Source organism: Cellulomonas cellasea (genome assembly GCF_030372105.1).
Taxonomy (GTDB): Bacteria; Actinomycetota; Actinomycetes; order Actinomycetales; family Cellulomonadaceae; genus Cellulomonas_A; species Cellulomonas_A cellasea_A.
On the sequence record NZ_JAUDBQ010000025.1, the window covers coordinates 13,035 to 38,138 of the forward strand.

A 25,104-nucleotide genomic window follows, 5' to 3' on the forward strand; every position below is an offset into this window, starting at 1 on the left:
CACGAACCAGCACCCGCCACACTGTGGCCATGGCGACGCACACCCCGGCCGAGGCCGCCCGACGCAGCGGCTTCAGCATCGACACCCTGCGCTACTACGAGCGGATCGGGCTGCTCACCGGCGTCGAGCGTGACCCCGGGGGCCGCCGCCGCTACTCCGACAGCGACCTCGGGTGGCTCGAGATCCTGCGGTGCCTGCGTGACACGGGCATGCCGATCGCCACGATGCGCCGATACGCCGGCCTCGCGCTCGCGACAGGCGCCGGGGCGGAGCAGACCATCCCCGAGCGGCTCGAGATCCTCGAGGAGCACGCCGCCGAGGTCACCGCGACGATCGCTCTGCTCACCCGCCAGCAGGAGCACCTGGCCGAGAAGATCGCGTACTACCGCACGGCGTCAGCCACCCATGCGGAGCCCGGCGCCTTGGTGAGCGCCGCGGCTCACACGTCGTAGGCGACCACCAGGGGCGCGTGGTCGCTGAACCGCTGGTCGTAGGCCTCCGCGCGGTCCACCTCGGCGGTCCGGGCCAGGTCTGCCAGGCCCGGGGTGGCCAGCTGGTAGTCGATCCGCCAGCCCGCGTCGTTGTCGAACGCCTGCCCGCGCCACGACCACCAGGTGTACGGCCCGGGGCCCTCCCCGCCGAGCTCGCGGCCCAGGTCGCGCCAGCCCAACTCGTCGAACCAGCGGTCCAGGTAGGCGCGCTCCTCCGGCAGGAACCCGGCGGCCTTGAGGTTGCCCTTCCAGTTCTTGATGTCGACGTTCTTGTGCGCGATGTTCAGGTCGCCCGCCACCACCACGTGCTGCCCGGAGCCCGCGAGCTCGGCGAGCCGCTTGGTGACGTGGTCCAGGAACGCGTACTTCTCGTCCATCTTGGGGGTGCCCGCCGTCCCCGAGTGGATGTACGTCGAGACGACGGTGACCTGCTGCGTGGAGCCGTCCTTGCCGGGGACCTCGAGGTCCGCCTCGACCCAGCGCCCGGTGTCCACCGGCACGCCCGTGGCGAGGCCGATGCGGATGGCGCTCATGGGCAGCCGGGACGCGATGGCGACACCGGCGCGGCCCTTGATCTCGCAGGCCTCATGCGCGAGGTGCCACTCGGACGCCGGCAGGAAGTCGCTGAGGATCTCGTCGGGCGCGCGGACCTCCTGCAGCAGCATCACGTCCGGCTGGCGGGCGGCGACCCACTCGGACATGCCGCGCTTGTAGGCGGCCCGGATCCCGTTGACGTTGGCGGTGGCGATAGTCAGCACGCGGCATATCCAACCTCATCCCGCTGACAAGCCGCCGCCCCGTCCGGGCCGGGCCGCCTGCGTCAGACGCCGTCGTACGCGGCCTGGAGCGCTGGGAGGTCCAGCTTCTGCATGGTGTACATCGCCTGCGTGGCGCGCGCCGACGCCTCGGTGTCGTCGCTGAACAGCAGCGATTCCAGCGCCGTGGGGACCACCTGCCAGGACAGGCCGAACCGGTCCTTGAGCCACCCGCACTGACTGGGCTCGCCGCCGTCGGCCAGCAGCGCGTCCCAGTAGTGGTCGACTTCCTCCTGGCTCTCACACGCGATGATCATCGAGAACGACTCGTCGAGGGTGAAGGCCGGGCCGGCGCTCAACGCCGTCACCGGCATCCCGTCGAGGGTGAACTCGACGATGAAGGCGGTCCCCTCGGGGACGTTCACCCCCGGGGGCGCCTTGATGACCCTGGTGACCTCCGAGTTCGGGATCAGCGAGGTGTAGAACTGCGCGGCCTCCTCGGCCTGCGAGTGGTACCAGAGGTGCGGGCTGACGATTCCCATGAGGGTTCCCTCCTACGACGTGGGGTCACAGGTACTGACCACGTCGAGGAGGCGAACTCATCGGCCGTTCAGCCGGCCATGCGCTCCGCTCAGCCGGCCAAGCGCTCCGCGGTGTCGACCACGTTGCTGAGCAGCATCGCCCGCGTCATCGGCCCGACGCCGCCGGGGTTCGGCGACACCCAGGACGCGATCTCGAGGACGCCCGGGTCGACGTCGCCGACGACGCGCGACTTGCCCGTCTCGGGGTCGGTGGCGCGGGAGACGCCCACGTCCACGACCACGGCGCCCGGCTTGACGATGTCGGCGGTGATGATGCCGGGGACGCCTGCCGCCGCCACGATGATGTCGGCGTTGCGGGTGTGCTCGGCGAGGTCGGCGGTGCCGGTGTGGGTGAGAGTCACCGTCGCGTTGATCGCCCGGCGGGTCAGCAGCAGGCCGATCGAGCGGCCCACGGTGGTGCCCCGCCCGACGACGGTGACGTCGGCGCCCGCGAGCTCGACGCCGTGCCGCTCCAGCAGCTCGATGATGCCGCGCGGCGTGCAGGGCAGCGGCGAGTCGATGGGCTCGTTGACCCGCAGCACCAGGCGCCCGAGGTTCGTGGGGTGCAGGCCGTCGGCGTCCTTGGCGGGGTCGATGAGCTCGAGCACCCGGTGCGTGTCGATGCCCTTCGGCAGCGGGAGCTGCACGATGAACCCGGTGCAGGCGGGGTCGTTGTTGAGCCGCTGGACGGCGTCCTCGACCTCCTGCTGGGTGGCTGTCTCCGGCAGGTCCTCGCGGATGGACGCGATGCCCACCTCGGCGCAGTCCTTGTGCTTGCCGTTGACGTACCAGCGCGAGCCGGGGTCGTCGCCGACCAGCAGCGTGCCCAGCCCGGGGCGCACCCCGCGCGCGGCGAGCTCGGCCACGCGGGCCGTGAGCTCGCCCTTGATGGCGGCCGCTGTGGCCTTGCCGTCCAGAACCTGTGCGGTCATCTCACTCTTCCTTGGCGAGCGGACGCCGGATCCCGGCCCGGGCGCCCCGGTGCGGGGCGTCCGGGCCGGGGATCCGGCGGCAAGGCGTGGGTCAGTACTGCTGGAGCCCGGCGTACAGCGGGTGCGCGTCGGTGAGCTTCTGCACGCGTGCGCGCAGCGCCTCGACGTCGGCGGCCTGGCCGTCGACCAGCGCGGTGGCGATGATGTCGGCCACCTCGGCGAACTCCGCGTCGCCGAATCCCCGCGTCGCGAGCGCGGGCGTGCCGATGCGCAGGCCCGACGTGACGCGCGGGGGGCGCGGGTCGAAGGGCACCGCGTTGCGGTTCACGGTGATGCCGACGGCGTGCAGGAGGTCCTCGGCCTGCTGGCCGTCCAGGTCCGAGTGGCGCAGGTCGACGAGCACCAGGTGCACGTCGGTGCCGCCCGTCAGCACGGAGACCCCGGCGCCGGTGACGTCGGCCGCCATCAGGCGCTCGGCGATGAGCTTCGCGCCGGAGAGCGTGCGCTCCTGGCGGTCGCGGAACTCCGGCGAGCCAGCGATCTTGAAGGAGACGGCCTTGGCGGCGACCACGTGCATGAGGGGCCCGCCCTGCTGGCCGGGGAAGACCGCCGAGTCGATCTTCTTGGCGTACTCCTGCTTGGACAGGATGAAGCCCGAGCGGGGGCCGCCGATCGTCTTGTGCACGGTGGACGACACCACGTCCGCGTAGGGCACGGGGTTGGGGTGCAGGCCCGCGGCCACCAGCCCGGCGAAGTGGGCCATGTCGACCCAGAGCTTCGCGCCGACCTCGTCGGCGATGGAGCGGAACGCCTCGAAGTCGAGCTGGCGCGGGTACGCGGACCAGCCGCCGATGATGACGTCGGGGCGGTGCTCGAGGGCCGCGGCCCGCACTGCCTCCGGGTCGATGAGGAACGTCTCGGGGTTCACGCCATAGGCGGAGACGTCGTAGAGCTTGCCCGAGAAGTTGATCTTCATGCCGTGCGTGAGGTGGCCGCCGTGGGCCAGCTCGAGGCCGAGGATCTTGTCGCCCTTGTTGATCAGCGCGTGCAGCACCGCGGCGTTGGCCGTGGCGCCGGAGTGCGGCTGGACGTTGGCGTGCTCGGCGCCGAACAGGGCCTTCGCCCGCTCGATGGCGAGCGTCTCGGCGATGTCGACCTGCTCGCAGCCGCCGTAGTAGCGGCGGCCGGGGTAGCCCTCGGCGTACTTGTTGGTGAGCACGGAGCCCTGCGCCTGCAGGACGGCCCGCGGCACGAAGTTCTCGCTCGCGATCATCTCGAGAGTGCCCTGCTGGCGGGCGAGCTCTCCGTCCAGCACCGCGGCGATCTCAGGGTCGACGGCGGACAGGTTCTGGTCGAGCACGGGGGTCTGGTCGACGCTCATGTCTCTCCTCGCAGTCAGCGTGCGGGTTCCCGGCATACGTCGGGCACGCACACGGATGGTGTGGTGACCGAGGGCCCAGGCGTCCGACCCGAAGTCTGCTGCTGCGTCGCTCCCCGGTGGTGTTCCACCCGTTGCGCCAGTCACGACGCGGCCAGCCTACCAACCCGGCGCGACTGCCCGGCGTCGTTTCCCGGCGCCCGGGCGCCTCGAGTGGCCGGTCAGCCGCGTGCGGCCCCCACCGGTGACACCTCGCCGTCGCCGAGGATCTTGCGCAGGTACGCGAACGTCAGGTCGCCGGCGGTCTGGTCGTGCTGGTGGGTGTAGCCGTGGCGCTCGTACAGCGCGAGGTTCTGCACCGAGTCGCGGCCGGTGAAGACCCAGACCTCGTTGATGTCCTCGGGCAGCAGCGGCAGGATCGCGAGCAGCAGGCGGGTGCCGATCCCCCGGCCCTGCACGTCGGGCGCCACCGCGAGCCGGCCCAGGGTGGCCTTGCCGTCCTCGAGCAGCACGCGGATGGAGCCGACGAGCCGGTGCCCGGACCAGGCGCCGAGGGTGATGACGCCGTCGGCCACGAGGTCGGCGCGCAGCTCGTCGTACGTCTGCGTCAGCGGCGGGATGTTCGGGTCGCCGTAGATCTGCGCCTCGGTGACGAAGGCCGCGCGGCGCAGCGTCAGCAGCTCGCCGGCGTCGGCCAGGTCGACGGGACGGATCTCCACCTCGGGCTCGCTCATGCGTCCCATCGTCCCATCACCCGGCGCCGCTCCGGGGAGGAACACGCGCTCATCCTGTGTCCGGCTGCGCGGCGGCCCCAGGGTGCTCGACTACCCTTGGCGACCGTGTCCACCCCGCTCCTCCACACCCCCGATGGGACCCACTGGGTCCTGACCCTCTCGTGCCCCGACCGCCCCGGCATCGTGCATGCGGTGGCCGGCCTGCTGGCGGAGCACGGCGGCAACATCACCGAGTCGCAGCAGTTCGGCGACCCGCTCACCGGGCTGTTCTTCATGCGCGTGCAGGTGACCGCCTCGGTGGCGCGGCACACGCTGGAGAGCGCCCTGACGGACCTGGCGGGCCGCTTCATGATGAAGTGGCGCCTGGACGTCGCCGGGCGGCCCGTGCGCACGCTGGTGATGGGATCGACGGCGGCGCACTGCCTCAACGACCTGGCCTTCCGCCAGCGGTCCGAGAACCTGCCCGTGGACCTGGTCGCAGTGGTGTCGAACCACACGGCGCTGGCCGACCTGGCGCGCTTCTACGACATCCCGTTCCACCACGTGCCCGTGACCGCCGCGACCAAGCCCGCCGCGGAGGACCGGCTCCTGCAGCTCGTCGAGGAGCTGGACGTCGAGCTCGTGGTGCTGGCCCGCTACATGCAGATCCTCTCGGACGACCTGTGCCGGGCGTTGTCGGGCCGGATCATCAACATCCACCACTCGTTCCTGCCGTCCTTCAAGGGCGCGCGGCCGTACGCCCAGGCCCACGACCGCGGGGTCAAGCTCATCGGCGCCACCGCGCACTACGTCACGGGCGACCTGGACGAGGGCCCGATCATCGAGCAGGACGTGGAGCGCGTGGACCACACCCGCTCGGTGGAGGACCTGGTCGCGCTGGGCCAGGACGTCGAGCGCCGGACGCTGGCGCGCGCCGTGCGCTGGCACGCCGAGCACCGGGTGCTGCTGGACGGGCACCGCACGATCGTCTTCCGCTGACCTGACCGGATCGACAACGATGTCGATCCGCACGGCGGCGAAACGATTCACGTCGTCGCGGCGGCGGTGAGGGCCGGGCCATGCTCCGAGAGCCGACGGCCTCCGCGTCCGATGGAGGCCACCCGCCCCCGGTGCGTGGCCGACGACGTCCACCATGCCACCGGCTCATCGAGGAGACCGATGGACCGCCCACGCCACCCCGTCGCCCGCGTCGCCGCAGCAGCAGCCGCCTTCGCGCTCAGCCTGCTCGGCGTCACCGCCGCTGCCATCTCCACGGCGCCACCCGCCCAAGCGGCCTCCCTGGTGGAGGTCACGAACTTCGGCGCCAACCCCAGCGGCCTGCAGATGCACCTGTTCGTGCCCGACAACCTCCCGGCCCGCCCGGGGGTCCTCGTCGCGGTGCACTACTGCACAGGCTCCGGCCCCGCGTTCTACAACGGCTCGCAGTTCGACGAGCTCGCCACCCGCTACGGCTACATCGTCATCTACCCGTCCGCGACGCGGAGCGGCAACTGCTTCGACGTGTCCTCCCCCGAGGCGCTGCGCCGCGACGGCGGCAGCGACCCGGTGGGCATCCGGTCGATGCTCCAGTACGTGCAGCAGCGCTACACCACGGACACCAGCAAGGTCTTCGCCACCGGGGTCTCCTCCGGCGCGATGATGACGCAGGTGCTGCTGGCCAACTACCCAGACGTCTTCGCCGCCGGCTCGGCGTTCGCCGGAGTGCCGGCCTCCTGCTTCGCGACGACCAACGGCTCGGGATGGAACAGCGACTGCTCGCAGGGCCGCATCACCAAGACGGCCCAGGAGTGGGGCGCCCTCGTCCGCAACGCCTACCCGGGGTACACGGGCGCCCGGCCCCGCGTGCAGCTGTGGCACGGCACCAACGACGAGACGCTGAGCTACGTCAACTTCGGCGAGTCGATCAAGCAGTGGACCAACGTGCTGGGCGTCAGCGCCACCCCGGCGTCCACCGACACCCCGGCCAGCGGCATCACGCGCACCCGGTACGGGGCGACGGGCGACCGGGCCCCGGTCGAGGCCAACAGCATGCAGGGCGTCTCGCACAACCTGCCCGTCGACGCCGCGGCGGGCATCCACTTCTTCGGGCTGGACACCACCACCCCCACCACGCCTCCTCCCACCACGGCTCCCCCGACGACGGCGCCGCCCACCACAGCGCCTCCGACCACCGCGCCGCCCACCACAGCCCCGCCGACGCCGACCCCGACGAGCACCACCACCGGGAGCTGCACAGTCGCGTACAGCGTCAACCAGTGGAACACCGGGTTCACCGCGAACGTCACGGTGAAGAACCTGACCGCCACCCCGCTCAACGGCTGGAAGCTGACCTGGTCCTTCCCATCGGGCCAGCAGGTCACGCAGGCGTGGAGCTCGGTGACCACCCAGCAGGGCGCGCAGGTGACAGCGACCAACGCGGCCTGGAACGCGGCCGTCCCAGCGGGCGGGTCGGTGCAGTTCGGGTTCAACGGCTCGCACACGGGGGTGAACACCGCGCCCACGTCGTTCGCGCTCAACGGCACGGCCTGCGTGGGCGGATGACCTGAGACGCGGGGCCGGCGCCCTCAGCCCGGGTGGGCAGGGGCGCCGGTCGCGCGATCGGGCCGGTCGAGCGGTCAGGCGGTGCGGTTGCGGCGCGCGAGCGTGTCGATGGTGACCGCGAGGGCCAGCACGATCCCGGTGATGACATACCGCTCGGAGGCGCCCATGTTGAGCAGCGTGAGCCCGCTGTTGATCGAGTGGATGATGAGCACGCCCCATAGCGCCGACCAGGCGGTGCCACGCCCGCCGAAGAGGCTGGTGCCGCCGATGACCGCCGCGGCGATGGCTGTGAGGTAGAGGTCGCCACCGCCGGTGCCCTGGTTGGCGGCCGACAGCCGCCCGACGGCCAGCACCCCGCCCAGGGCGGCCAGCGTCGAGCAGGCCACGAAGACGGAGATGTACGTGCGGCGCACCGGCACCCCGGCCCGGCGGGCGGACTCCACGGAGCCGCCGACCGCGTGCACGCCGCGACCCCAGCGGGTGCGGCGCAGCAGGATGTCCACCACCGCCACGAGGCCGAGGAACAGCGCGAACGCCACACCGAGGCCACGGTTGGTCTGCAGGTAGGCGACTGTCGCGAGCAGCGCCACGCCGATCAGCGCCACGCGCGTCACGATGGCCACCGGCGCGCTCACCGGCAGGCCGGCCCGCCCGCGCCGCGCCCGCTCGGCCACCAGGGCGGCGCCGTATGCGACCACCACCGCGATGACCAGCGCGTACGCGACCGCCGGGGGCAGGAACCCCTGCTGGACGGTCCGCACGAGCCACGACTCGAAGGGCAGGTTCACCGAGCCGGTGGGGCCCAGCACCTTGAGCTGCAGGCCCGCGATGACCAGCAGCCCGGCGAGCGTGAACACGAAGCTCGGCAGGCGCAGCCGCGTCGCGAGGATCCCGTACAGGACCCCGACGACCACGCCGACGGCGAGCGCCACGAGCACGGCGACGGCCACCGGCCAGCCGAGCTGCACGGAGCCCACGGCGACGAGCGCCGCCGACAGCCCGCACACCGAGCCCACGGACAGGTCGATGTGCCCCACCAGCAGCACCAGCACGACCCCGAGCGCGATCACGCCCGTGGACGCCGACTGCATCGTCAGGTTGACCAGGTTGTCGCTGCTGAGGAAGTGCGGGTTGAGCGCCTGGAACACCGCCCAGATGACGATCAGCGCGCCGATGATCGGCAGCGAGCCGAGCTCGCCGGTGCGCAGCCGCTGGCCGATGCCCCGCACGACCTCGCGGGGAGACGACGTGTCGGGCCCTTCCGCGCCGGTCTGGACGCCAGTCTGGACGGAGACCGGCAGGCTCATCGGGCGGCCTCGCCCGCGCGGACCACGCGCCCGCTGCGCCCGCTGGGCGTCACCCCCGTCACGGCGGCGATCAGGTCCTCGTAGCTGGTGCTCGCGGCGTCGAAGTCGCCGTTGACGCGGCCGAGCCGCAGCACCACGATCCGGTCCGCGACGGCCTGCACGTCGGCCATCGAGTGGCTGATGAGCACCACGCCGTGGCCGCGCTCGCGCAGCCGCTCGATGAGGTTGAGCACCTCGGCGGTCTGGGTGATGCCGAGCGAGGCGGTCGGCTCGTCGAGCACCACGACGCGCGGGTCGCCGAGCAGCGAGCGGGCGATCGCGACGGCCTGGCGCTGGCCGCCGGACAGCGCGCCTACGGGCGCCCGGACGGACGGCACGCGGGCGGCGAGCTGGTTGAGCAGCTCCCAGGCGTGCTTCTCCATCGCCACCTCGTCGAGCAGCGGGCCCTGGGTGACCTCCTGGCCGAGGAAGATGTTCTCGACCACGTCGAGGTTCTCGCACAGGGCGAGGTCCTGGAACACGGCGGCGATGCCATGGGCACGGGCCACCGCGGGGTTGACCAGGTGCACCGGGCGCCCGTCCCGCTCGACGTGCCCGTCGTCGGGCAGCAGGGCGCCCGAGACGACGCCCGCGAGCGTCGACTTCCCGGCGCCGTTGTCGCCGACCACCGCGACGACCTCATGGGCGTGGACGTCCAGGTCCACGCCCACCAGGGCCCGGACCGCGCCATAGGACTTGCTCACACCGCGCAGCGACAGCACTGGAGCGCTCACTTGTCGCCCTCCTCGATGAGGCCTGCCTCGACGCAGGCGTGACGGTAGGGATCCACGCAGATCACCTCGCTGGTGTGGACGCCGCCGTCGACGATGACGTGGCGCAGGTTCTCGGTGGTCACGGCCACGGGGGTCAGCAGCACGGCGGGGACGCCGTCCACAGTCGTGGTCGTGCGGGGGGTGGAGCCGTTCAGGAGGTCGACGGCGAGGCGCGCGGCCGTGCGCGCCTCCTCGGCGATGTCCTTGTACACGGTCATGTGCTGGTCGCCGCTCACGATGCGCTGCACCGCGCTGAGCTCGGCGTCCTGGCCGGTCACGGGGGGCAGCGGGTTGAGCCCCGCGGCCTTCATCGCGGAGATCGCGCCGCTCGCGGTGCCGTCGTTCGCGGCCCACACCGCGTCGACGCGGCCTTCGAACTGGGTGAGCTGCCCGGCCACCCACTCCTGCGCCTTGTCGGGGCTCCAGTCGGGGGTGGAGTACTCGGCGAGCACCTCGACGCCCGCGCCGTCGAAGGCCTCGCGGGCGCCCGCGAGCAGCGCGGCGGAGTTCGCGTCCGTCGCCGCGCCGCCCAGGAGCAGCACCCCGAGGACGCCGTCGGCCGGGCGCGCGGCGAGCGCCGCCACGATGGACTCGCCCTGCAGGCGGCCGACTTCCTCGCTGTCGAAGGAGACGTACGCGGCGACGTCGGCCGACGGGAGCGAGCGGTCGTAGGCGATGACGGGCACGCCGCGCTGGGCCGCCGCGGCGACGATGCTCACGGCGGCGGACACGTCCACCGCGTCGAGCACGAGGACGCCGGCGCCCTGGCTCAGCGCGGACTCGGCCTGCTGCTGCTGGCGCTCGGCGTCCTGCCCGGCGTTGGCGGAGACCACCTGGCACGTCGGGCAGGCCTCGGCGACCGCCGCCTCGAAGACGGGGCGGTCCACGTTCTCGTAGCGGGCGGCCTTCGACTCGGGCAGCAAGAAGGCGATGGTGGGCACGTCCTGCGCGGTCGCGGAGGCGCAGCCGGCCGTCGCCATCGAGGCTGCCAGCAGCGCCGCGGCGAGCAGCGCGGTGACGCCGGGGCGGCGCGACATCCGGGGCGGGGTCATCCGGTCGCCACCATCGAGGCGGCGATGCCCACCCGGTCCAGGGCGACGGCCAACGCGCCGCGGACCTCGGCCGCCGCGCCGAGCTCGGAGGCGACGACCTCCACCGGGCCGGCGGTGCTGGGCACTGTGCGCTGCTCGAGCATGGTGCGCAGCGGCTCGAGCAGCAGGGCGCCAGCCTGGGCGAGCCGCCCGCCGACCACCACCAGGTCGGGGTCGAACAGGTTGCAGACGTTCGCGGCGGCGAAGCCCAGGTGGCGGCCCGCGTCGGAGATGACGCGCCGGCAGCCGGGGTCGCCGTCATGCGCGCGCGCGATCACGTCTGGCAGGGTGAGGCTGCCGTGGCTGGCCTGCAGCATGCCGAGCAATACGGGAGCCCCGACGAACGTCTCCAGGCAGCCGCGGTTGCCGCAGCGGCAGATCGGGCCGTTCTCGTCGATGGTCACGTGGCCGATCTCCCCGGCGGTGCCGGACCGGCCGTGGTAGAGCCGCCCGCCGATCACCAGGCCGCCGCCGACGCCGTGCGAGACCCGCAGGTAGAGGACGTTCTCGTGGCCGCGCGCGGCGCCGAGCCGCACCTCGGCCAGCGCGCCCAGGTTGGCGTCGTTGTCCACGTGGACGGGAACGCCGATGCGGTGCTCGAGCACCTCGGGCACCGCCACGCCGTCCCAGCCGCGCAGCATGCCGAGGGTGGAGACCTGCCCGGTGCGCACGTCCACGGGGGCGGGCACGCCCACGCCCACGGCCAGCACCTCGCTCATGCTGGCCTCGAGCGACTCGACCATCTCGGTGAGCAGCAGCGCCGCGCGGTCCAGCCCGGCGTCGGCGCGGTGGTCCGGTGGCAGCGGCATGCGCTGCTCGGCGACGATGCGGTGTGCGACGTCCGCGAGCGCGACCCGCAGGGACCGGGTGCCGAAGTGCACGCCGGCCACGAGTCCGAGGTTGCGCGCGAGGGTGACCTGCTGGGCGCGCCGGCCGCTGCGCGAGGTGGGGGCGGTGTGCAGGACGCCGGCGCCGGTGAGCTCCTTGACGATGTTCGACACGGTCGCCGGGGACAGCCCTGTCACCCCGGCCAGCTCGACCTGCGTGAGAGAGCCACGCTGCTGGACCGCATTCACGATCCGGGCTCGGTTGGCTTCACGCAGTGAAGTTTGAGAGCCCGGCGTCACCCGGTCTGTGCCCACAGAAGCGAACTGTACACAGCCCTCGATCCACAGATTAAAGGCGTGTCCTCCGGCTCAACTCACCCCTTGGCCAGTGCGGACAGTGGCGGGTCGCCCGCGCCTGGCACCTTGTACAGGCTCAGGTCCAGGCGCTGCGCGACCTGCGCCACCGCCGCCATGCCGCGCACGCTGTTGCCGACTGGGTCGAGTGGGGGCGAGAACGCCGCGATGGCGAGCTTGCCGGGGGCCACCGACAGCACTCCCCCGCCGACCCCGCTCTTGCCCGGCAGGCCCACCGTGTACGCCCAATCGCCCGACGACGTGTACAGGCCCTCCATCGTCATCTCCGCCAGCATGTGCGGCACCAGCTCGGCGGCCACCACACGCTCCTGGGTCACGGGGTTCATCCCGCCCGCCGCGAGGGTCGCCCCCATCGTGGCCAGGTCCTTGGTGGAGACGAGGGTGGAGCACTGCCGGGTGTAGACGTCGCAGGCCTCCATCGGGTCGGAGTACATCGCGCCGCCGCTGTACAGCAGCCATGCGATGGCCCGGTTGTGGAAGTTCGTCGTCTGCTCCGAGTGGTTGACCTCGGGGCTGAGCTGGATCTTCCGGCCAGCGAACGCCTGCTGCGTCTCGAGGATGCGCTGCCAGCGCTGCTCGGCGCCCTCCGCCTTCACGAGGCTCGCCGACGACATCGCCCCGGCGTTGACCAGCGGGCTCAGCGGCTTGTCGTTGTGCAGCTCCAAGGCCATCACCGAGTTGAACGGCAGGCCTGTGGGGTCGGCGCCGATCTTCTGGTGGAACGCCTCCGGCCCCACGTCGGCCATCGCCCGGGCCATCGTGAACACCTTGGAGATCGACTCGAGGGCGAACTCGAAGTCCGCGTCGCCGGCCGAGTGCACCTCGCCCTCGGCTGTGACGACGGCGACCCCGAAGAGCGAGGAGTCCACCGAGGCCAGGTAGGGGATGTAGCTGGCGTTCGCCCCGCCCTGCAACCCGGCGTTGTCCCGGTGCGCGGCGTCGACAGCCGCCTGGATGCTCTGCGCGTCGAGAGCCATGAGCGCGTCCTTCCCTAGTGCTATGAGCGGTCGTCGAGGGACGTCAGTGCTGCTCGTCCGGGTGGGGCGGCTCGCCCTCGCCACGGTGGCGCGGCGGCGTGGATGGGCCCTGCGCGTCGGCCCCGGTCGCGGCGCCGCCGCCCTGGGCGCCGGCCTGCGCCTGCGCGCTCCGCAGCAGCTCGGGCGTCGGCACCGAGGACTCCGACACCACGCCCGGGTGGCCGCCCTCGATCTGCCACGTGAATGGCGCGAAGTCGTCGTCCTGCTGCCGCCAGTGGGGCTTGCGCACCGCGTAGATGACCAGCGGGATGGCGACGAACACGATGGCGAGCCCGAGGAGGAATCCGACGTACGTGGTCGGCGATCCGGTCGGCACCTGGCTGGGCGGGAAGAAGCTGAAGAAGAACGCCAGCGCCGACGCGACGAACCCCGCGCCGCCGATCAGCCACATGCCCACGGCTCCGCCGGGGATCTTGTAGGGGCGTGGTCGGTTGGGCTGGCTGTACCTGAGGTAGAGCGCCGCCCCGAACATCAGCAGGTACATCACCAGGTACAGGATCGACGCGAGCTGGCTGAGGATCTGGTACGCCGACTGCACCGACGGCAGCAGCACGAACGCCGCCGAGAGCAACGTCACGATGCCCGCCTGCGCGATCAGGATGTGCGTGGCCATGCCCTGCTTGTTCGTGACCTGCCAGAACCGTGGCAAGTAGCCTGCCTTGGCCACGCTCAGCAGACCACTCGAGGGGCCGGACACCCACGTCACCACGCCCGCGAACACGCCGATCGCGAGCGCCACCGCCACGATCGGCGCCGCCCACTCGACACCCGCCCAGCGGAAGACGTCGGTGAACGTCGTCAGCAGGCTCTGGGTCAGGTTGATCTCGGACTGCGGCACCACGAACGCGATGGCCAGCGTCCCCAGCACGAAGATGATCACGGTGCCCAGGGCCGCGATGCCGATGGCGATCGGATAGTTCCGGGAGGCGTTCTTGACCTCCTTCACATGGATCGCGTTCATCTCCATACCGGCGTAGAAGAGGAAGATGCTCGCGGCGAGCACCACGTTGGAGAAGTTCCCGAAGTCGGGGATCAGCTCGCCCCAGCCCATCTTGATCTGCGAGGGGTTGCCAGCGAAGACGTAGCTGAACCCCAGCACGATGAGGAGGGCCGCGGGGATGATCGTGCCGATCAACCCGCCCCACTTGGCCACGCGGGAGAACGCCTGGGCGCCGCGCATGGCGATGAACGTGGCCAGCCAGTACACGGCGAGCACCACCAGCAGGATGTACGCCCGGTTCGAGGACAGCCGCTCGGCGAACGATGTGTTGTCGTCGGTGTACGCCAGCGCCGTGGCGCCGAACGTGAGCACCGTCGGGAACCAGACGCTGACCTCGATGAAGAGCACGAACATGGCGACGAACGCCCAGCGCCCGCCGAACGCCTCCCCCACCCACCGGAACACCCCGCCGCGCTCCGGCCAGCCGGTGGCGAGCTCTGCTGCCACCAAGGAGACCGGGACGAGGAAGAACACCGCCGCGAAGAGGTAGTAGAAGATCGAGCCCAGTCCGTACTCGGCCTCCGACGGGAGCCCGCGCAGGCTCACCACCGCCACGATGTTCATCATCGCGAGCGCGAAGATCGAGATGGTGGCCTTCTGGGGCACGCTCTTCTTGGCAGGTGCCGATTGTTGCGCCGTCATGGGAACTCCTCGCGGTTCGCTCCGGTGATCGGAGCTCAGGAGAGGTGCTGTCGTTCTCGCCGAGACGTGGGCGGTATTCGGTGCGGGGCGGCTGGGACTCGGCCACCCGCGCCGGGGCGCGCTGTTGGCCTCAGGCTACGTCGCACATCCCGATCGGACAGCGCGAGGCCCCGGCGCCCCCGCGCCAGACCGGCCCCCGGGCCGCGACCGGCCGCTCAGTGGCGCCCCGTGGAACGCTTCTCCACCAGCACCGCGACGGTGCGGGCCGGGACGGTGACCGTCCCCGTCCTCGCGTCCCACGTCGTCTGGCGCACCACCGGGTCTGAGCCCTTGGCCTGCACCGGGGAGAGCGCGTGGCGCCGTCCCGCGAGCTCGGGCAGGACCTGGGTGACGGCCTCGTCGGAGGCGTTGAAGACGACCAGCACCCCGTCGAGGCTCTTGTCCACGTCCGCGCCGCTCCCCCGGCGCTGATCGTCCACGTGCATGACGATCACGCCGGGCGCCGCATCGGGTCCGCTGCCCGGGAACGTCACCTTCTGCTGGATGAGCTCCGCGTCGCCGAGCCGGAACAGCGGCGTCGAGAAGCGCAGCCGCAGCAGGTCGAGGGCGCCCGCCTCCGCCGCCGCGATGTCCTGGGGCGTCGGCTTGAGCGTCGGGTCGCCCAGCAGCGCCTTCTGGAAGGGCCACAGGTCGGCGTTCTCCTGCTCGGGCGGCAGCCCGCGGCCGAACCCGTTGTCCTGGCCCGCCAGGTCCAGGTGGTTGAACCAGTCGCCCGAGTCGTAGGAGTTGCGGTCGAGCGACTTGCTCCGCAGCAGCTCCGCGCCGGCGTGCCAGAAGGAGGGCGTCTGCGCGAGGGCCGTGGTGGCCAGCGACACCGTGTTCATCCGCACCCGGTCGCCCATCGCCGTGTCGCGCGGGAGCTTGTGGGTGAGCGCGTCGAACAGCGTCTCGTTGTCGTGGGCGTCGACGTAGGTGACGACCTCCTCCGGGGAGTCGGCGTAGCCGGCGGGCTGCCCGTTGTAGTCGAGCTCGGCGCCGGTGCGCACCTCGCCGTCGCTGGCCAGGAAGGCGAAGTCGCGCAGGTTGCCGGCGAGGCCCAGTCGCACCAGGTCGGCCTGGTGCTGCACGCGTGCGAGCTGCTGCTCGGCGCTGCCGTTGACGGAGGCGCCGTTCGGATCCGTCGCCGAGCCAGAGCCGAAGCCTTGGAGGCGGGGGTCCTCGTCGAAGGGGCCGCCGCCGCGCACCGCGTCGCGCAGCCGGTCGCTGAACGTGCCGATGCCCGTGCCGCCGAGCTGGCCCTGCGTGGCCTGGGTGAACAGCCGGTTGTCGGCCACCTCGCCGAAGTTCCAGCCCTCGCCGTACAGGTAGACCGCCGAGCCGTCCACGCCGTCGCGGCGCGGCGTGAGCTTGTCGAGCGCGGCGCGCACCGCGGCCATCGTCTCCACCGAGTGGTGGCCCATCAGGTCGAAGCGGAAGCCGTCGACCTTGTAGTCCCGTGCCCACGTGACCACGGAGTCGACCATCATCTTCTGGGCCATCGCGTGCTCGGTGGCCACGTTCTGGCAGCAGGTGGACGTCTCCACGGCGCCCGCGAGGTTGAGCCGGTGGTAGTAGCCGGGCACCACGCGGTCGAGCACCGAGGTGGCCGCCTGGCCGCTGGCGGTCGTGTGGTTGAAGACCTGGTCGAGCACCACCTGCAGTCCGTCGGCGTGCAGGGCTCCCACCATCGTGCGGAACTCCGCCACCCGGGCGCCGCCGTCGGCGTCTCGCGCATACGAGCCCTCGGGGGTGGTCCAGTGGAACGGGTCGTAGCCCCAGTTGAAGGCGTCGTCCGCCGCGACGGCCGCCACGCGTGACTGCTGCTCGGTCGAGTCCGGCGCGAACGACGCGAGGTCGCCCTCCGGCGCCTGCTGCGCGTCACGGTCCTCCTCGATCGTGGCGAGGTCGAACGTCGGCAGCAGGTGCACCGTCGTCAGGCCCGCCCGTTGCAGCTGGCGGAGCTGCGCGCGGCCCGCGCCGTTCGCCGCGAACGCCCCGTACGTGCCGCGCAACCCCTCGGGCACCGTGGCGTCGGAGGCGGAGAAGTCCCGCACATGCAGCTCGTAGATCGTCTGGTCGACGGGACGCACCACCGGCTGCTTGGCCTTCGCCCACTGCCGGGGCTGGAAGGCCGGGTCGTCGAGGTCGACCAGCACCGAGTGCGTCGAGTTGGTGGTCAGCGCCACCGAGTACGGGTCGGTGACCGCGTTCACCTCGACGGCGTCGGTGGCGGGGACGTACACCGTGACCTCGTAGCGGTAGGCCGACCCGGCCCACGACCGCTCCCCCCGCGCCGTCCAGGAGCCGTCCGCCTGGCGCCGCGTCGGCACCCGCACCGGGTCCCCGCTGACATCGGTCCCGGGCCAGAGCAGCAGGTCGACCTTGCGGGCTGTGGGCGCCCACAGCGCCATCGACGGGCGCCCCTTCTCCCAGGTGACGCCGAGGTCCCGGTCGGCGGCGGCCTGCGCGTAGAGGTCGTCCAGCACGCCCGCGATCTGCACCCCGGACGCGGCGTGCAGCTCGCCGTCGGCGCCGCGCTGGGTGACGAGCAGCTCGCCGCCGGCCAGTCCCTCGAGGTCGGACCGGGTGAGGCCCTCGGGCAGGCGCAACGCCAGATGGCCCGCGAGCGCGGGGAACCGGGCGAGCTGATCGGCGGACAGGCCCGCCGGGTCGAGTGCCAGCTCGTGCTCGTCGCCACCAGTGACCGCGCCGTCGGCGACGTCGAGCCCGCCATCGGGCGATGCGTGCAGCCGGAACTCGAGGGACTCGGGCGCCGAGCCCGCGGGGACCCAGGTCGCAGGCCAGGCGAGTGTCCTCGCATCGATCCAGTGTCCCTGCGCCTCCCCGAGGCCGGGCGTCGGGGGGTCGGTGACATCAATGGTCAGCAGGTGCGTGGCGAGGACGTAGGTGAAGGTCACGGGCTTGCCTCCCGGAGCGGCGAACGGGATGTTCGCGCCGTCGCGCGCCCCGCCTGCCCCGTAATTCTCTGCCCAGGAGAGGTTGTGGGCGACCTTGGCCTCGTACACCCCAGCCGGCAGCGCCGCCGTGGTGAAGGTGTACGCGCCGTCGCCGTCCGGATCCTGCAGCCAGGTGGCCAGGCAGTCCGGCGCCCAGTCCGCCGCGCATCCCGCCTCGCTCTGATGGCTCCCCGGGAGGGTGAGCAGCGGGCCCTGCGCGGTGGACGTGAACCAGTGCGTCACCGGGTCGTACACGAAGGTGACCTGCTGCGGCGCGCTCCCCGTCACCGTGTACGCGACGTTGGCGCCACCCCGCACGCCGCCCGCGCCGTAGTTGACGTCCCATGATCCGCCGACGGCCACCTTGTACTCATAGGAGCCCGGCGCCACCGTGAACGTCCCCGCGTAGACGCCATCCGCCCGCTTGGCGAGCTGCGCCTGCTCACAGGCGGGCTGCCAGTCGCCCGCGCAGCCCATCGCCGCGTTGTGGCTGCCGGGGATGGTGACGAGCTCGCCCTCGGGGTCGGGGCCCGGGCCCGTGCCACCGTCGACCGCCACCCCCACGCTCGCGTAGGCAGACGCGGCGACCCGGTTGCCGGCGGCGTCCGTGGACACGGCCCGGTACTCGAGCAGTGCGCCCTCGGGCAGGGCCGACACGTCGTGGAAGACGCGCGGCTGGGTCGTCTCGGCCGTGCCGAGCTTCTCCCATCCGCTGTCGCCGACCACCCGGTACGCGAAGGACGTCTCCGCCCAGGTGTCGTCGTCGATGTCTGCGGCCACGGGGACCTGCCCGCGCAACGCGGCGCCGGCCGCCGGGGCTGTCACGCTCAGGCCCGCGTCCCCGTCGAGCACGCCCACGGTGCGGTCGGCGCGCAGCAGCACGGCGGCCAGCGGCGGGACGGTCAGCGTGAGCGCGCCGTCGCCGTCGGCCGTGGCGGTGGCCGCGGCGCCCTCGTCGACGCCGAGCAGCGCCTCGTAGGCAGCGCCCGGGGTCAGCGTGGTGAGCGTGACCGTCTGCGCCGTGGCGGAGTTGTTCAGGGCGACGAGGTGCTCGACCTTCTCGGTCCGGTCCACCCGGGAGAACGCGTACACCGAGCCGTCGGCGCCGCCCACCAGCCGCTCCACCTGTGCGCCACCCGTCAGCGCGTCCGAGCCGGAGCGGAGCCCCGCGAGCTCGGCGATGTGCGTGTACAGCGGCGCGTCGGCGTCGAAGCGGTCCACCGATCCCGCGACCTCGCCCGTGAGCAGGCGCTGCTGGGTGAACTCCGGCACCTGGCTGGCGAACATCGACTGCCGCGCGTCCTTGTCCGTGCCGCCCAGGTCCCCGTCGCCGACGAAGCCCTGCTCGTCGCCGTAGTACACGACCGGCTGCCCGCGCGTGAGGTACATCAGCGAGTGCGCCAGCTCGGAGCGGCGCAGCGCGTCCCCGGAGTCCTTGACCATGTGCCCGATCCGGCCCATGTCGTGGTTGCCCAGGAAGGTCGGCAGCGCCGCCGCGCTGGTGTCGGCGGTGGTGTACCTGTCGTCGCTCGCGAACAGCGCCCGCAGCCCGGTCGCCGAGAAGCCGCGCGCATAGCTCGAGGCGCCGGCTTGGAACGCGAAGTCGAGCACCGCGTTCATGTCGGTCTCGCGCACATACGGCGACAGCAGCGCCGCGTCCGCGTCGTACACCTCGCCGAACATGAAGAAGTCGGGCTTGCCGTGCGCATGCGCGTAGTCCAGGACCTGGGTGGTCCACTGCTCCCAGAACTCGCGGTTGACGTGCTTGGCGGTGTCGATGCGGAAGCCGTCGATGCCCAGGTCGATCCACTCGTCGTAGACCTCCACGAACCCGTCGACCACCGTCGGGTGCTCGGTCATGAGGTCGTCGAGCCCGGAGAAGTCGCCGTGGGTGACGGACTCCCCCGTCCACGTCGAGTCGCCGCGGTTGTGGTAGAGCGTGGGGTCGTTGAGCCAGGCGGGGACCTTGAGGTCGGCGTCCTCGGGGGCGATCACCGGGGTGTACGCGAAGGACGTCTGGGCGTCGAGCGCCGGGAACGGCCCGCCGTCGGCATGGTCGGCGGGGTCGAACGGGACCCCAGACGCGTCGGTGTAGGGCCGGGTGGCCTGGTCCACGTACGTGTACGTCTTCTCGGCGTAGTCGATGACGTCGGCCGTGTGGTTGGTGATGATGTCGAAGTAGACCTTGATGTCGCGGGCGTGCGCGTCGGCGATGAGCGCCTCGAGCTCGGCGTTCGTGCCCAGGTGCGGGTCGATCTGCGTGAAGTCGGTGATCCAGTACCCGTGGTACCCGGCCGAGATGCTGGCGCCGGTCCCCTGCACCGGGCGGTTGACGAAGGACGGCGTGAGCCAGATCGCCGTGGTCCCGAGCCCCTCGATGTAGTCGAGCTGGCCGCGCAGGCCCGCGAGGTCGCCGCCGTGGTAGAAGCTCTTGTCGGTGGGGTCCAGGCCCGTCGTCAGCCTGTCGCCGATGCGTCCGCCGGTGTCGTTGGCGGTGTCGCCGTTGGCGAACCGGTCGGTCATGACGAAGTAGAAGCTCTCGCCGGCGCCGCTGTCCCGGGCGGGCGCCGCGACGATCTGGTCGTCGCCGGCGGTGGGGCCGCCGGTCAGCGTGACGGGCTCGAGCGCGATGCGGTGCGTGGAGTCGTCGAAGGCGAACCGCAGCGTCGCGGGCCCGGCCAGCACGAGCGGCACGTTCTCGGCGCCGCCGTCGCGCCCGTACGCCTCGTCCCAGGAGCCGTTCACGGCCACCTTGTACTCATGGCTGCCCGCGGGGACGGTGAGCTCGGCGCTGTGCACCCCGGCGACGTCGGTGGGCGCTAGCAGGGTCGCGGCGCAATCGGGCTGCCAGTCGGCGGCGCAGCCGAGCTCGTCCTGGAAGGAGCCGACCACCGTGAAGGAGCGCGTCTCGGCGGCGCTTCCTGTGGAGGCGGGCACTGCCCCCAGCAGCGCGACGGCGAGGACTGTGAGGAGGCTGGCTGACGTGCGCGTGCGGTGGTCCCTGGCCATGTCGACTCCTTCGTCGCCGCACGACTCTGTGCGGAAGGGATACGTGAAACCGACCGTACAGATTGCCGTAATTTTCAGCAATAGGACGATGTGTCGGTTTCAGCAGCCCTCAGGCGCCCTCGCGCAACGCGTCGAGCCGGGCCCGCAACGCCGGCTCCTCCCCCTGCGGCACGTCGACCTCGACGACCTTGTCGCGGCTCGTCGCACCCGCCACCAGCGAGACAGCCCGACGCCGCACCCCGCACGCCTCGGCCACCGCCGCGAGGGCGGCCTCCGTCGCCGCGCCCTCCACCGCGCGCGCCTGCACGGCCACCACGAGGCGGTCTGCGTGCAGCCCCCCGACACGGGTGCGGGACGCCCCCGGCTTCACCCTGATCCCGACGCGCACACCAGCCTCCCCATCCGAGCGGCCCGCCCCACCCGAGGGCGAGGCGGGCCTATGTCCGAGCCCAGCATGACTCAGATCGGCGCGCTCAGATGAGGCCGCTCAGATGAGGCAGCTCAGATCAGCCCGAGCTCCCGCACCGCCGTGCGCTCCTCCTCCAACTCCGCCACCGACGCGTCGATCCGCCCACGGGAGAAGTCGTCGACCGACAGGCCCTGCACGATCGACCAGGCCCCACCGTCAGAGGTCACCGGGAAGGACGAGATCAGCCCCGCGGGCACCCCGTACGAGCCGTCCGACACGATGCCCGCGGACGTCCAGTCACCCTCCGGCGTCCCGTGCACCCACGAGTGCACGTGGTCGATGGCCGCATTCGCCGCCGACGCCGCCGACGACGCGCCACGCGCCGCGATGATCGCCGCACCGCGCTTCGCGACCGTCGGGATGAAGTCGTCCTCGACCCACGCCTGGTCGGCGATGACCGCCAACGCGGCGTCCCCGCCCACCGTGGCGTGGCTCAGGTCGGGGTACTGCGTGGCCGAGTGGTTGCCCCAGATGGTCACCCGGGCGATCGTCGCGACCTCGGCGCCCGTCTTGCGCGCCACCTGCGACACCGCCCGGTTGTGGTCCAGCCGCGTCATCGCGGTGAAGCGCTCCGTCGGCACATCCGGCGCGTGGGACGCCGCGATCAGGGCGTTCGTGTTCGCCGGGTTGCCCACCACCAACACCCGGATGTCCGCCGCGGCGCCCGCGTTGATGGCCTCGCCCTGCGGCTTGAAGATGCCGCCGTTCGCCGCGAGCAGGTCGCCGCGCTCCATGCCCGCGGTGCGGGGCCGGGCGCCGACGAGCAGCGCCACATTGGCGCCCTCGAACGCCGCCTTCGCGTCGTCGTAGATGTCGATGCCCGCCAGCAGCGGGAACGCGCCATCCTCGAGCTCGAGGGCGACGCCCTCAGCGGCCTTCACGCCCTGCGGGATCTCCAGCAGGCTCAGCCGCACCGGGGTGGTCGCGCCCAGCATCTGCCCCGACGCGATCCGGAACAGCAGGGCATAGCCGATCTGACCGGCGGCGCCAGTCACAGTCACGTTCACGGGGGTCGTCATGCTGATCTCCTTTGATCGAACGGCGAGCGGTGAGTGCGATGTGTGCGGCGGGGACCGGCAGGGCCGTCCGCGACCGGGCCGAGACGCGCGGCGCCCGGCAGCCCCCACAGGGCCGGCCGGGCGCCGCATGTCATCGACGTGTGTCAGGCGAGCCGGGCCGCCAGGTTCTCATCGAGGGCGCCGAGGAACTCCTCGGTGGTGAGCCACGGCTGGTCCGGGCCGACCAGCGCGGCGAGGTCCTTCGTCATCTTGCCGCTCTCGACGGTCTCGACGACGACCTTCTCCAGCGTCTCGGCGAACTGCGTGACCTCGGGGGTCTTGTCCAGCTTGCCGCGGTGCTTGAGGCCGCCCGTCCACGCGAAGATCGAGGCGATCGGGTTCGTCGAGGTCGGCTTGCCGGCCTGGTGCTGGCGGTAGTGGCGTGTCACGGTGCCGTGCGCCGCCTCCGCCTCGACCGTCTGGCCGTCCGGCGTCATGAGCACCGACGTCATGAGGCCCAGCGAGCCGAAGCCCTGCGCGACGGTGTCCGACTGCACGTCGCCGTCGTAGTTCTTGCAGGCCCAGACGTAGCCGCCCTCCCACTTCATGGCCGCGGCGACCATGTCGTCGATGAGGCGGTGCTCGTAGGTCAGGCCGGCCTCGGCGAACTGCTCCTTGAACTCGGAGTCGAACACCTCCTGGAAGATGTCCTTGAACGCGCCGTCGTACGCCTTGAGGATCGTGTTCTTGGTGGACAGGTACACCGGGTAGCCGCGCTGCAGCCCGTACGCGAACGACGCCCGCGCGAAGTCGCGGATCGAGTCGTTGAAGTTGTACATGCCCATCGCGACGCCGCCGCCCTCGGGGTACGTCACGACCTGCTGGTGGATCGGCTCCGAGCCGTCCTCCGGCGTGAACGTCAGCGTCAGCGTGCCGGCGCCGGGCACCTTGAAGTTCGTCGCGCGGTACTGGTCGCCGAACGCGTGACGGCCGATGATGATCGGCTTGTTCCAGCCCGGCACCAGGCGCGGGATGTTCGAGATGATGATCGGCTCGCGGAACACCACGCCACCGAGGATGTTGCGGATCGTGCCGTTGGGCGAGAGCCACATCTTCTTGAGGCCGAACTCCTCGACGCGCGCCTCGTCGGGCGTGATCGTGGCGCACTTGACGCCGACCCCGTGCTCCTTGATGGCGAGCGCGGCGTCGATGGTGACCTGGTCGTCGGTCGCGTCGCGGTTCTCGATCGACAGGTCGTAGTACCGCAGGTCGATGTCGAGGTAGGGGTGGATCAGGCGGTCCTTGATGAACTGCCAGATGATCCGTGTCATCTCGTCGCCGTCCAGCTCGACGACCGGCCCGACAACCTTGATCTTCGCCATGCGTTGGCTCTCCTGTGCTCTCGTGAGTGCTCGTGGCCGACGGGTCATGCCACGAGGCCGACGGGGTCCGCCGCCCAGATTACTCGACATCAAGAGACTTGCGGCCCGTGCGCGGCGCGCGTTCTCCGGGTGCGGTTCCGCTGGCGCGTCCCCATGCTGGGAGTCTCAGCCGCCGTGCGACCGGCGGGCCGAGGCGGCACGCCATGCCGCCCGGCTCGCGAGCCGCGACCCCATGACAGGAATCGCCATGTCTGAGCCGCAGGACACGACAGGGACCCCCGGCGCGGGAGACCGCCCGGCCTCCGACGCCGCGGCGGACGCCGCCGCCCGGTCGCGCGAGGAGCAGGGCCGGCCACGCGGCGCGAAGTCCGGGCCCGGATCCGTCCGCGAGTCACTCGCCTACCGGCTCCCCGCCGGCAAGGGCACGGCGAGCCCCGCCCTGATCGCACGGATCGGCGCCGAGGCGTTCGGCAGCTTCGTCGTGGTCCTCGCCGGCCTGGGCGTCGCGCTGTACGCCGGGTTCACGGGGCTCGGCGGTGGGCCGCTCGCCGTCGGCATCGCGTTCGGATTCGGCTACCTGGCGGCGTCGGTCGCCGTCGGCCACGTCTCTGGCGCCCACTTCAACCCGGCCCTGACGCTCGGCGCCGCGATCGCCCAGCGCGTCCCGTGGCGCGACGTCATCCCCTACTGGATCGCCCAACTCGTCGGCAGCGCGTTCGCGGCCGCCGTCCTCTTCGTCGCGATCGCCAGCTTCCCCGCCCTGGGCGGCGCCGAGCGGACCTTCTTCGCGACAGTCGCCAACGGGTTCGGCGAGCACTCGCCCATCGCGGCCGTCTCCGGCGCGGCAGGCGAGGGCTTCGGCATGTGGGGCGCCCTGCTCATCGAGTGCATCGTCACCGCCGTCTTCGTCGGGGTGGCCCTGGGCTCCACCGACCGACGGTCCACCACACTGCTGTCGCCGTTCTCCATCGGACTGGGCCTGGCCGTGATGATGCTCGTCGCCATCCCCATCACCAACGGGTCGCTCAACCCCGCGCGCTCCACCGCGGCGGCGATCTTCTCCGAGAGCTGGGCGTTCGGGCAGCTCTGGGTGTTCTGGGTGGCGCCACTGGTGGGGGCCGCGATCGCCGCGATCGTCTACCGGGCGTTCGCGCCCGAGCCCTCCTTCGAGGGCCTGCAGCCCGAGGTCGACGACGACTTCATCACTGTCACCGGGACAGGGGCGGCGACGGGCACTGGCGCGGGCCCGGCCACCGGGGCGACCGGCCGCCCTGGCCAGGGCGGGACCGGCGACGACACTCCCGAGCCGCCGCGGCCGGGATCACCCGCCTGAGCACGGACCCGATCGCGTCAGCCCGCGGGGACGATCTGGGACAGCACCCCGACCACGAAGGCGAAGCCGAGCAGCACCGCCACGTCCACCGGCCGGGACCGCACCGCGAGCGCGGCCGGATGGTCGCCTGACGCGACGGCGCGCGCGATCGCGCCGGCGACCAGCATCACCGCGAGGAACAGCGCGCCCCACGACATCCCCGCGAGCAGCGCGATGGCCGTGGCGGCGGCGACGCCGGCGGACACCCACCACAGCGAGGCGTTGCGCCCGGCGGCGAGCGACGCCCGCGCGATCTGGCGTGGGTCGAGGGGCTTCTCCTCCGGCGGCACCGGGGGCGCCACCACGGGGGTCTGGCCCGACGGGCGCGACTGATCAGTGGGCGGCGGGCTCGTGGGCGCGGCCGCGGCGGGCGGG

Annotated in this window: 20 protein-coding genes and 1 riboswitch; of the genes, 4 read left to right on the plus strand and 16 right to left on the minus strand. The window is 72.1% G+C overall.

Features of this window, described 5'->3' with window-relative positions; translation table 11 throughout:
- Positions 1-29 precede the first annotated feature (29 nt).
- Positions 30-452: a MerR family transcriptional regulator gene (locus QUV83_RS17175; RefSeq protein ID WP_289566148.1), complete on the plus strand. Its 423-nt coding sequence runs from the start codon at positions 30-32 to the stop codon at positions 450-452.
- On the opposite strand, the gene QUV83_RS17180 is transcribed toward QUV83_RS17175, so the two are convergent.
- The 5 genes from QUV83_RS17180 to QUV83_RS17200 form a co-directional block, all read right to left on the minus strand.
- Positions 440-1,249: an exodeoxyribonuclease III gene (locus QUV83_RS17180; RefSeq protein ID WP_289566149.1), complete on the minus strand. Its 810-nt coding sequence runs from the start codon at positions 1,247-1,249 to the stop codon at positions 440-442. The genes QUV83_RS17175 and QUV83_RS17180 overlap by 13 nt on opposite strands.
- 62 nt (positions 1,250-1,311) lie before the next feature.
- Positions 1,312-1,788 carry a VOC family protein gene (locus QUV83_RS17185; RefSeq protein WP_289566150.1) on the minus strand — a complete coding sequence of 159 codons (477 nt, stop codon included), beginning with the start codon at positions 1,786-1,788 and terminating at the stop codon, positions 1,312-1,314.
- Between the two features lie 89 nt (positions 1,789-1,877).
- On the minus strand, positions 1,878-2,759 hold the full coding sequence (locus QUV83_RS17190; RefSeq protein ID WP_289566151.1) for a bifunctional methylenetetrahydrofolate dehydrogenase/methenyltetrahydrofolate cyclohydrolase: 882 nt from the start codon (positions 2,757-2,759) through the stop codon (positions 1,878-1,880).
- Between the two features lie 91 nt (positions 2,760-2,850).
- Positions 2,851-4,140: a serine hydroxymethyltransferase gene (glyA, locus tag QUV83_RS17195; protein WP_289566152.1), complete on the minus strand. Its 1,290-nt coding sequence runs from the start codon at positions 4,138-4,140 to the stop codon at positions 2,851-2,853.
- A gap of 66 nt (positions 4,141-4,206) precedes the next feature.
- A riboswitch (ZMP/ZTP riboswitch) is annotated at positions 4,207-4,294 on the minus strand.
- Positions 4,295-4,358: 64 nt separating this feature from the next.
- Positions 4,359-4,871 carry a GNAT family N-acetyltransferase gene (locus tag QUV83_RS17200; RefSeq protein ID WP_289566153.1) on the minus strand — a complete coding sequence of 171 codons (513 nt, stop codon included), beginning with the start codon at positions 4,869-4,871 and terminating at the stop codon, positions 4,359-4,361.
- A gap of 105 nt (positions 4,872-4,976) precedes the next feature.
- Between QUV83_RS17200 and purU the strand changes: the two genes are divergently transcribed.
- Entirely contained in the window at positions 4,977-5,849 is an 873-nt protein-coding gene (purU, locus tag QUV83_RS17205) for a formyltetrahydrofolate deformylase (protein WP_289566154.1), read from the plus strand.
- 180 nt (positions 5,850-6,029) lie between these two features.
- Positions 6,030-7,412, plus strand: a complete 1,383-nt coding sequence (locus tag QUV83_RS17210; protein WP_289566155.1) for an extracellular catalytic domain type 1 short-chain-length polyhydroxyalkanoate depolymerase — start codon at positions 6,030-6,032, stop codon at positions 7,410-7,412.
- Positions 7,413-7,486: 74 nt separating this feature from the next.
- On the opposite strand, the gene QUV83_RS17215 is transcribed toward QUV83_RS17210, so the two are convergent.
- From QUV83_RS17215 to QUV83_RS17260, 10 genes are all read right to left on the minus strand, one after another.
- Positions 7,487-8,719 (minus strand): sugar ABC transporter permease, encoded by a 1,233-nt coding sequence (locus QUV83_RS17215; protein ID WP_289566156.1) that lies wholly within the window; start codon positions 8,717-8,719, stop codon positions 7,487-7,489.
- Entirely contained in the window at positions 8,716-9,492 is a 777-nt protein-coding gene (locus QUV83_RS17220) for an ATP-binding cassette domain-containing protein (RefSeq protein WP_289566157.1), read from the minus strand. The genes QUV83_RS17215 and QUV83_RS17220 overlap by 4 nt, the downstream gene beginning before the upstream one ends.
- Positions 9,489-10,583, minus strand: coding sequence for a substrate-binding domain-containing protein (locus tag QUV83_RS17225; protein WP_289566158.1), 1,095 nt, complete (start codon positions 10,581-10,583; stop codon positions 9,489-9,491). Before QUV83_RS17225 ends, QUV83_RS17220 begins: the two co-directional genes overlap by 4 nt.
- A complete protein-coding gene (locus QUV83_RS17230; RefSeq protein ID WP_234346459.1) occupies positions 10,580-11,698 on the minus strand; it encodes an ROK family transcriptional regulator in 1,119 nt (372 codons plus the stop codon). The genes QUV83_RS17225 and QUV83_RS17230 overlap by 4 nt, the downstream gene beginning before the upstream one ends.
- Before the next feature lie 125 nt (positions 11,699-11,823).
- The gene (glsA, locus tag QUV83_RS17235) at positions 11,824-12,801 is read right to left on the minus strand and encodes a glutaminase A (protein WP_289566159.1); all 978 of its coding nucleotides are present in this window, start codon (positions 12,799-12,801) and stop codon (positions 11,824-11,826) included.
- Between the two features lie 43 nt (positions 12,802-12,844).
- Positions 12,845-14,503: a putative glutamine/gamma-aminobutyrate antiporter GadC gene (gene gadC / locus QUV83_RS17240; RefSeq protein ID WP_289566160.1), complete on the minus strand. Its 1,659-nt coding sequence runs from the start codon at positions 14,501-14,503 to the stop codon at positions 12,845-12,847.
- A 215-nt stretch (positions 14,504-14,718) separates the two neighbouring features.
- Complete coding sequence (gene pulA, locus QUV83_RS17245; RefSeq protein WP_289566161.1) at positions 14,719-20,508, minus strand: pullulanase-type alpha-1,6-glucosidase; 5,790 nt, start codon at positions 20,506-20,508, stop codon at positions 14,719-14,721.
- A gap of 109 nt (positions 20,509-20,617) precedes the next feature.
- Positions 20,618-20,896 carry a DUF167 domain-containing protein gene (locus QUV83_RS17250; protein ID WP_289566162.1) on the minus strand — a complete coding sequence of 93 codons (279 nt, stop codon included), beginning with the start codon at positions 20,894-20,896 and terminating at the stop codon, positions 20,618-20,620.
- Positions 20,897-21,009: 113 nt separating this feature from the next.
- A complete protein-coding gene (locus QUV83_RS17255; protein WP_289566163.1) occupies positions 21,010-21,996 on the minus strand; it encodes a malate dehydrogenase in 987 nt (328 codons plus the stop codon).
- Between the two features lie 143 nt (positions 21,997-22,139).
- Positions 22,140-23,357: an NADP-dependent isocitrate dehydrogenase gene (locus tag QUV83_RS17260; protein ID WP_289566164.1), complete on the minus strand. Its 1,218-nt coding sequence runs from the start codon at positions 23,355-23,357 to the stop codon at positions 22,140-22,142.
- 247 nt (positions 23,358-23,604) lie between these two features.
- Here QUV83_RS17260 and QUV83_RS17265 point away from each other — a divergent pair, with 247 nt between their 5' ends.
- Positions 23,605-24,690 carry an aquaporin gene (locus QUV83_RS17265; RefSeq protein ID WP_289566165.1) on the plus strand — a complete coding sequence of 362 codons (1,086 nt, stop codon included), beginning with the start codon at positions 23,605-23,607 and terminating at the stop codon, positions 24,688-24,690.
- A 17-nt stretch (positions 24,691-24,707) separates the two neighbouring features.
- Here QUV83_RS17265 and QUV83_RS17270 read toward each other — a convergent pair.
- Positions 24,708-25,104: DUF3017 domain-containing protein (locus QUV83_RS17270; RefSeq protein WP_289566166.1), on the minus strand; the 397-nt coding region annotated here is incomplete at its 5' end.

Bases quoted from the DNA above. Each gene is read 5' to 3' on its own strand.
- QUV83_RS17200 (WP_289566153.1), bottom strand. From the start codon at position 4,871: ATGAGCGAGCCCGAGGTGGAGATCCGTCCCGTCGACCTGGCCGACGCC.
- QUV83_RS17255 (WP_289566163.1), bottom strand. From the start codon at position 21,996: ATGACGACCCCCGTGAACGTGACTGTGACTGGCGCCGCCGGTCAGATC.
- QUV83_RS17185 (WP_289566150.1), bottom strand. From the start codon at position 1,788: ATGGGAATCGTCAGCCCGCACCTCTGGTACCACTCGCAGGCCGAGGAG.
- pulA (WP_289566161.1), bottom strand. From the start codon at position 20,508: ATGGCCAGGGACCACCGCACGCGCACGTCAGCCAGCCTCCTCACAGTC.
- gadC (WP_289566160.1), bottom strand. From the start codon at position 14,503: ATGACGGCGCAACAATCGGCACCTGCCAAGAAGAGCGTGCCCCAGAAG.
- QUV83_RS17175 (WP_289566148.1), top strand. From the start codon at position 30: ATGGCGACGCACACCCCGGCCGAGGCCGCCCGACGCAGCGGCTTCAGC.
- QUV83_RS17210 (WP_289566155.1), top strand. From the start codon at position 6,030: ATGGACCGCCCACGCCACCCCGTCGCCCGCGTCGCCGCAGCAGCAGCC.
- QUV83_RS17260 (WP_289566164.1), bottom strand. From the start codon at position 23,357: ATGGCGAAGATCAAGGTTGTCGGGCCGGTCGTCGAGCTGGACGGCGAC.
- QUV83_RS17225 (WP_289566158.1), bottom strand. From the start codon at position 10,583: ATGACCCCGCCCCGGATGTCGCGCCGCCCCGGCGTCACCGCGCTGCTC.
- glyA (WP_289566152.1), bottom strand. From the start codon at position 4,140: ATGAGCGTCGACCAGACCCCCGTGCTCGACCAGAACCTGTCCGCCGTC.
- QUV83_RS17215 (WP_289566156.1), bottom strand. From the start codon at position 8,719: ATGAGCCTGCCGGTCTCCGTCCAGACTGGCGTCCAGACCGGCGCGGAA.
- QUV83_RS17190 (WP_289566151.1), bottom strand. From the start codon at position 2,759: ATGACCGCACAGGTTCTGGACGGCAAGGCCACAGCGGCCGCCATCAAG.
- QUV83_RS17265 (WP_289566165.1), top strand. From the start codon at position 23,605: ATGTCTGAGCCGCAGGACACGACAGGGACCCCCGGCGCGGGAGACCGC.
- glsA (WP_289566159.1), bottom strand. From the start codon at position 12,801: ATGGCTCTCGACGCGCAGAGCATCCAGGCGGCTGTCGACGCCGCGCAC.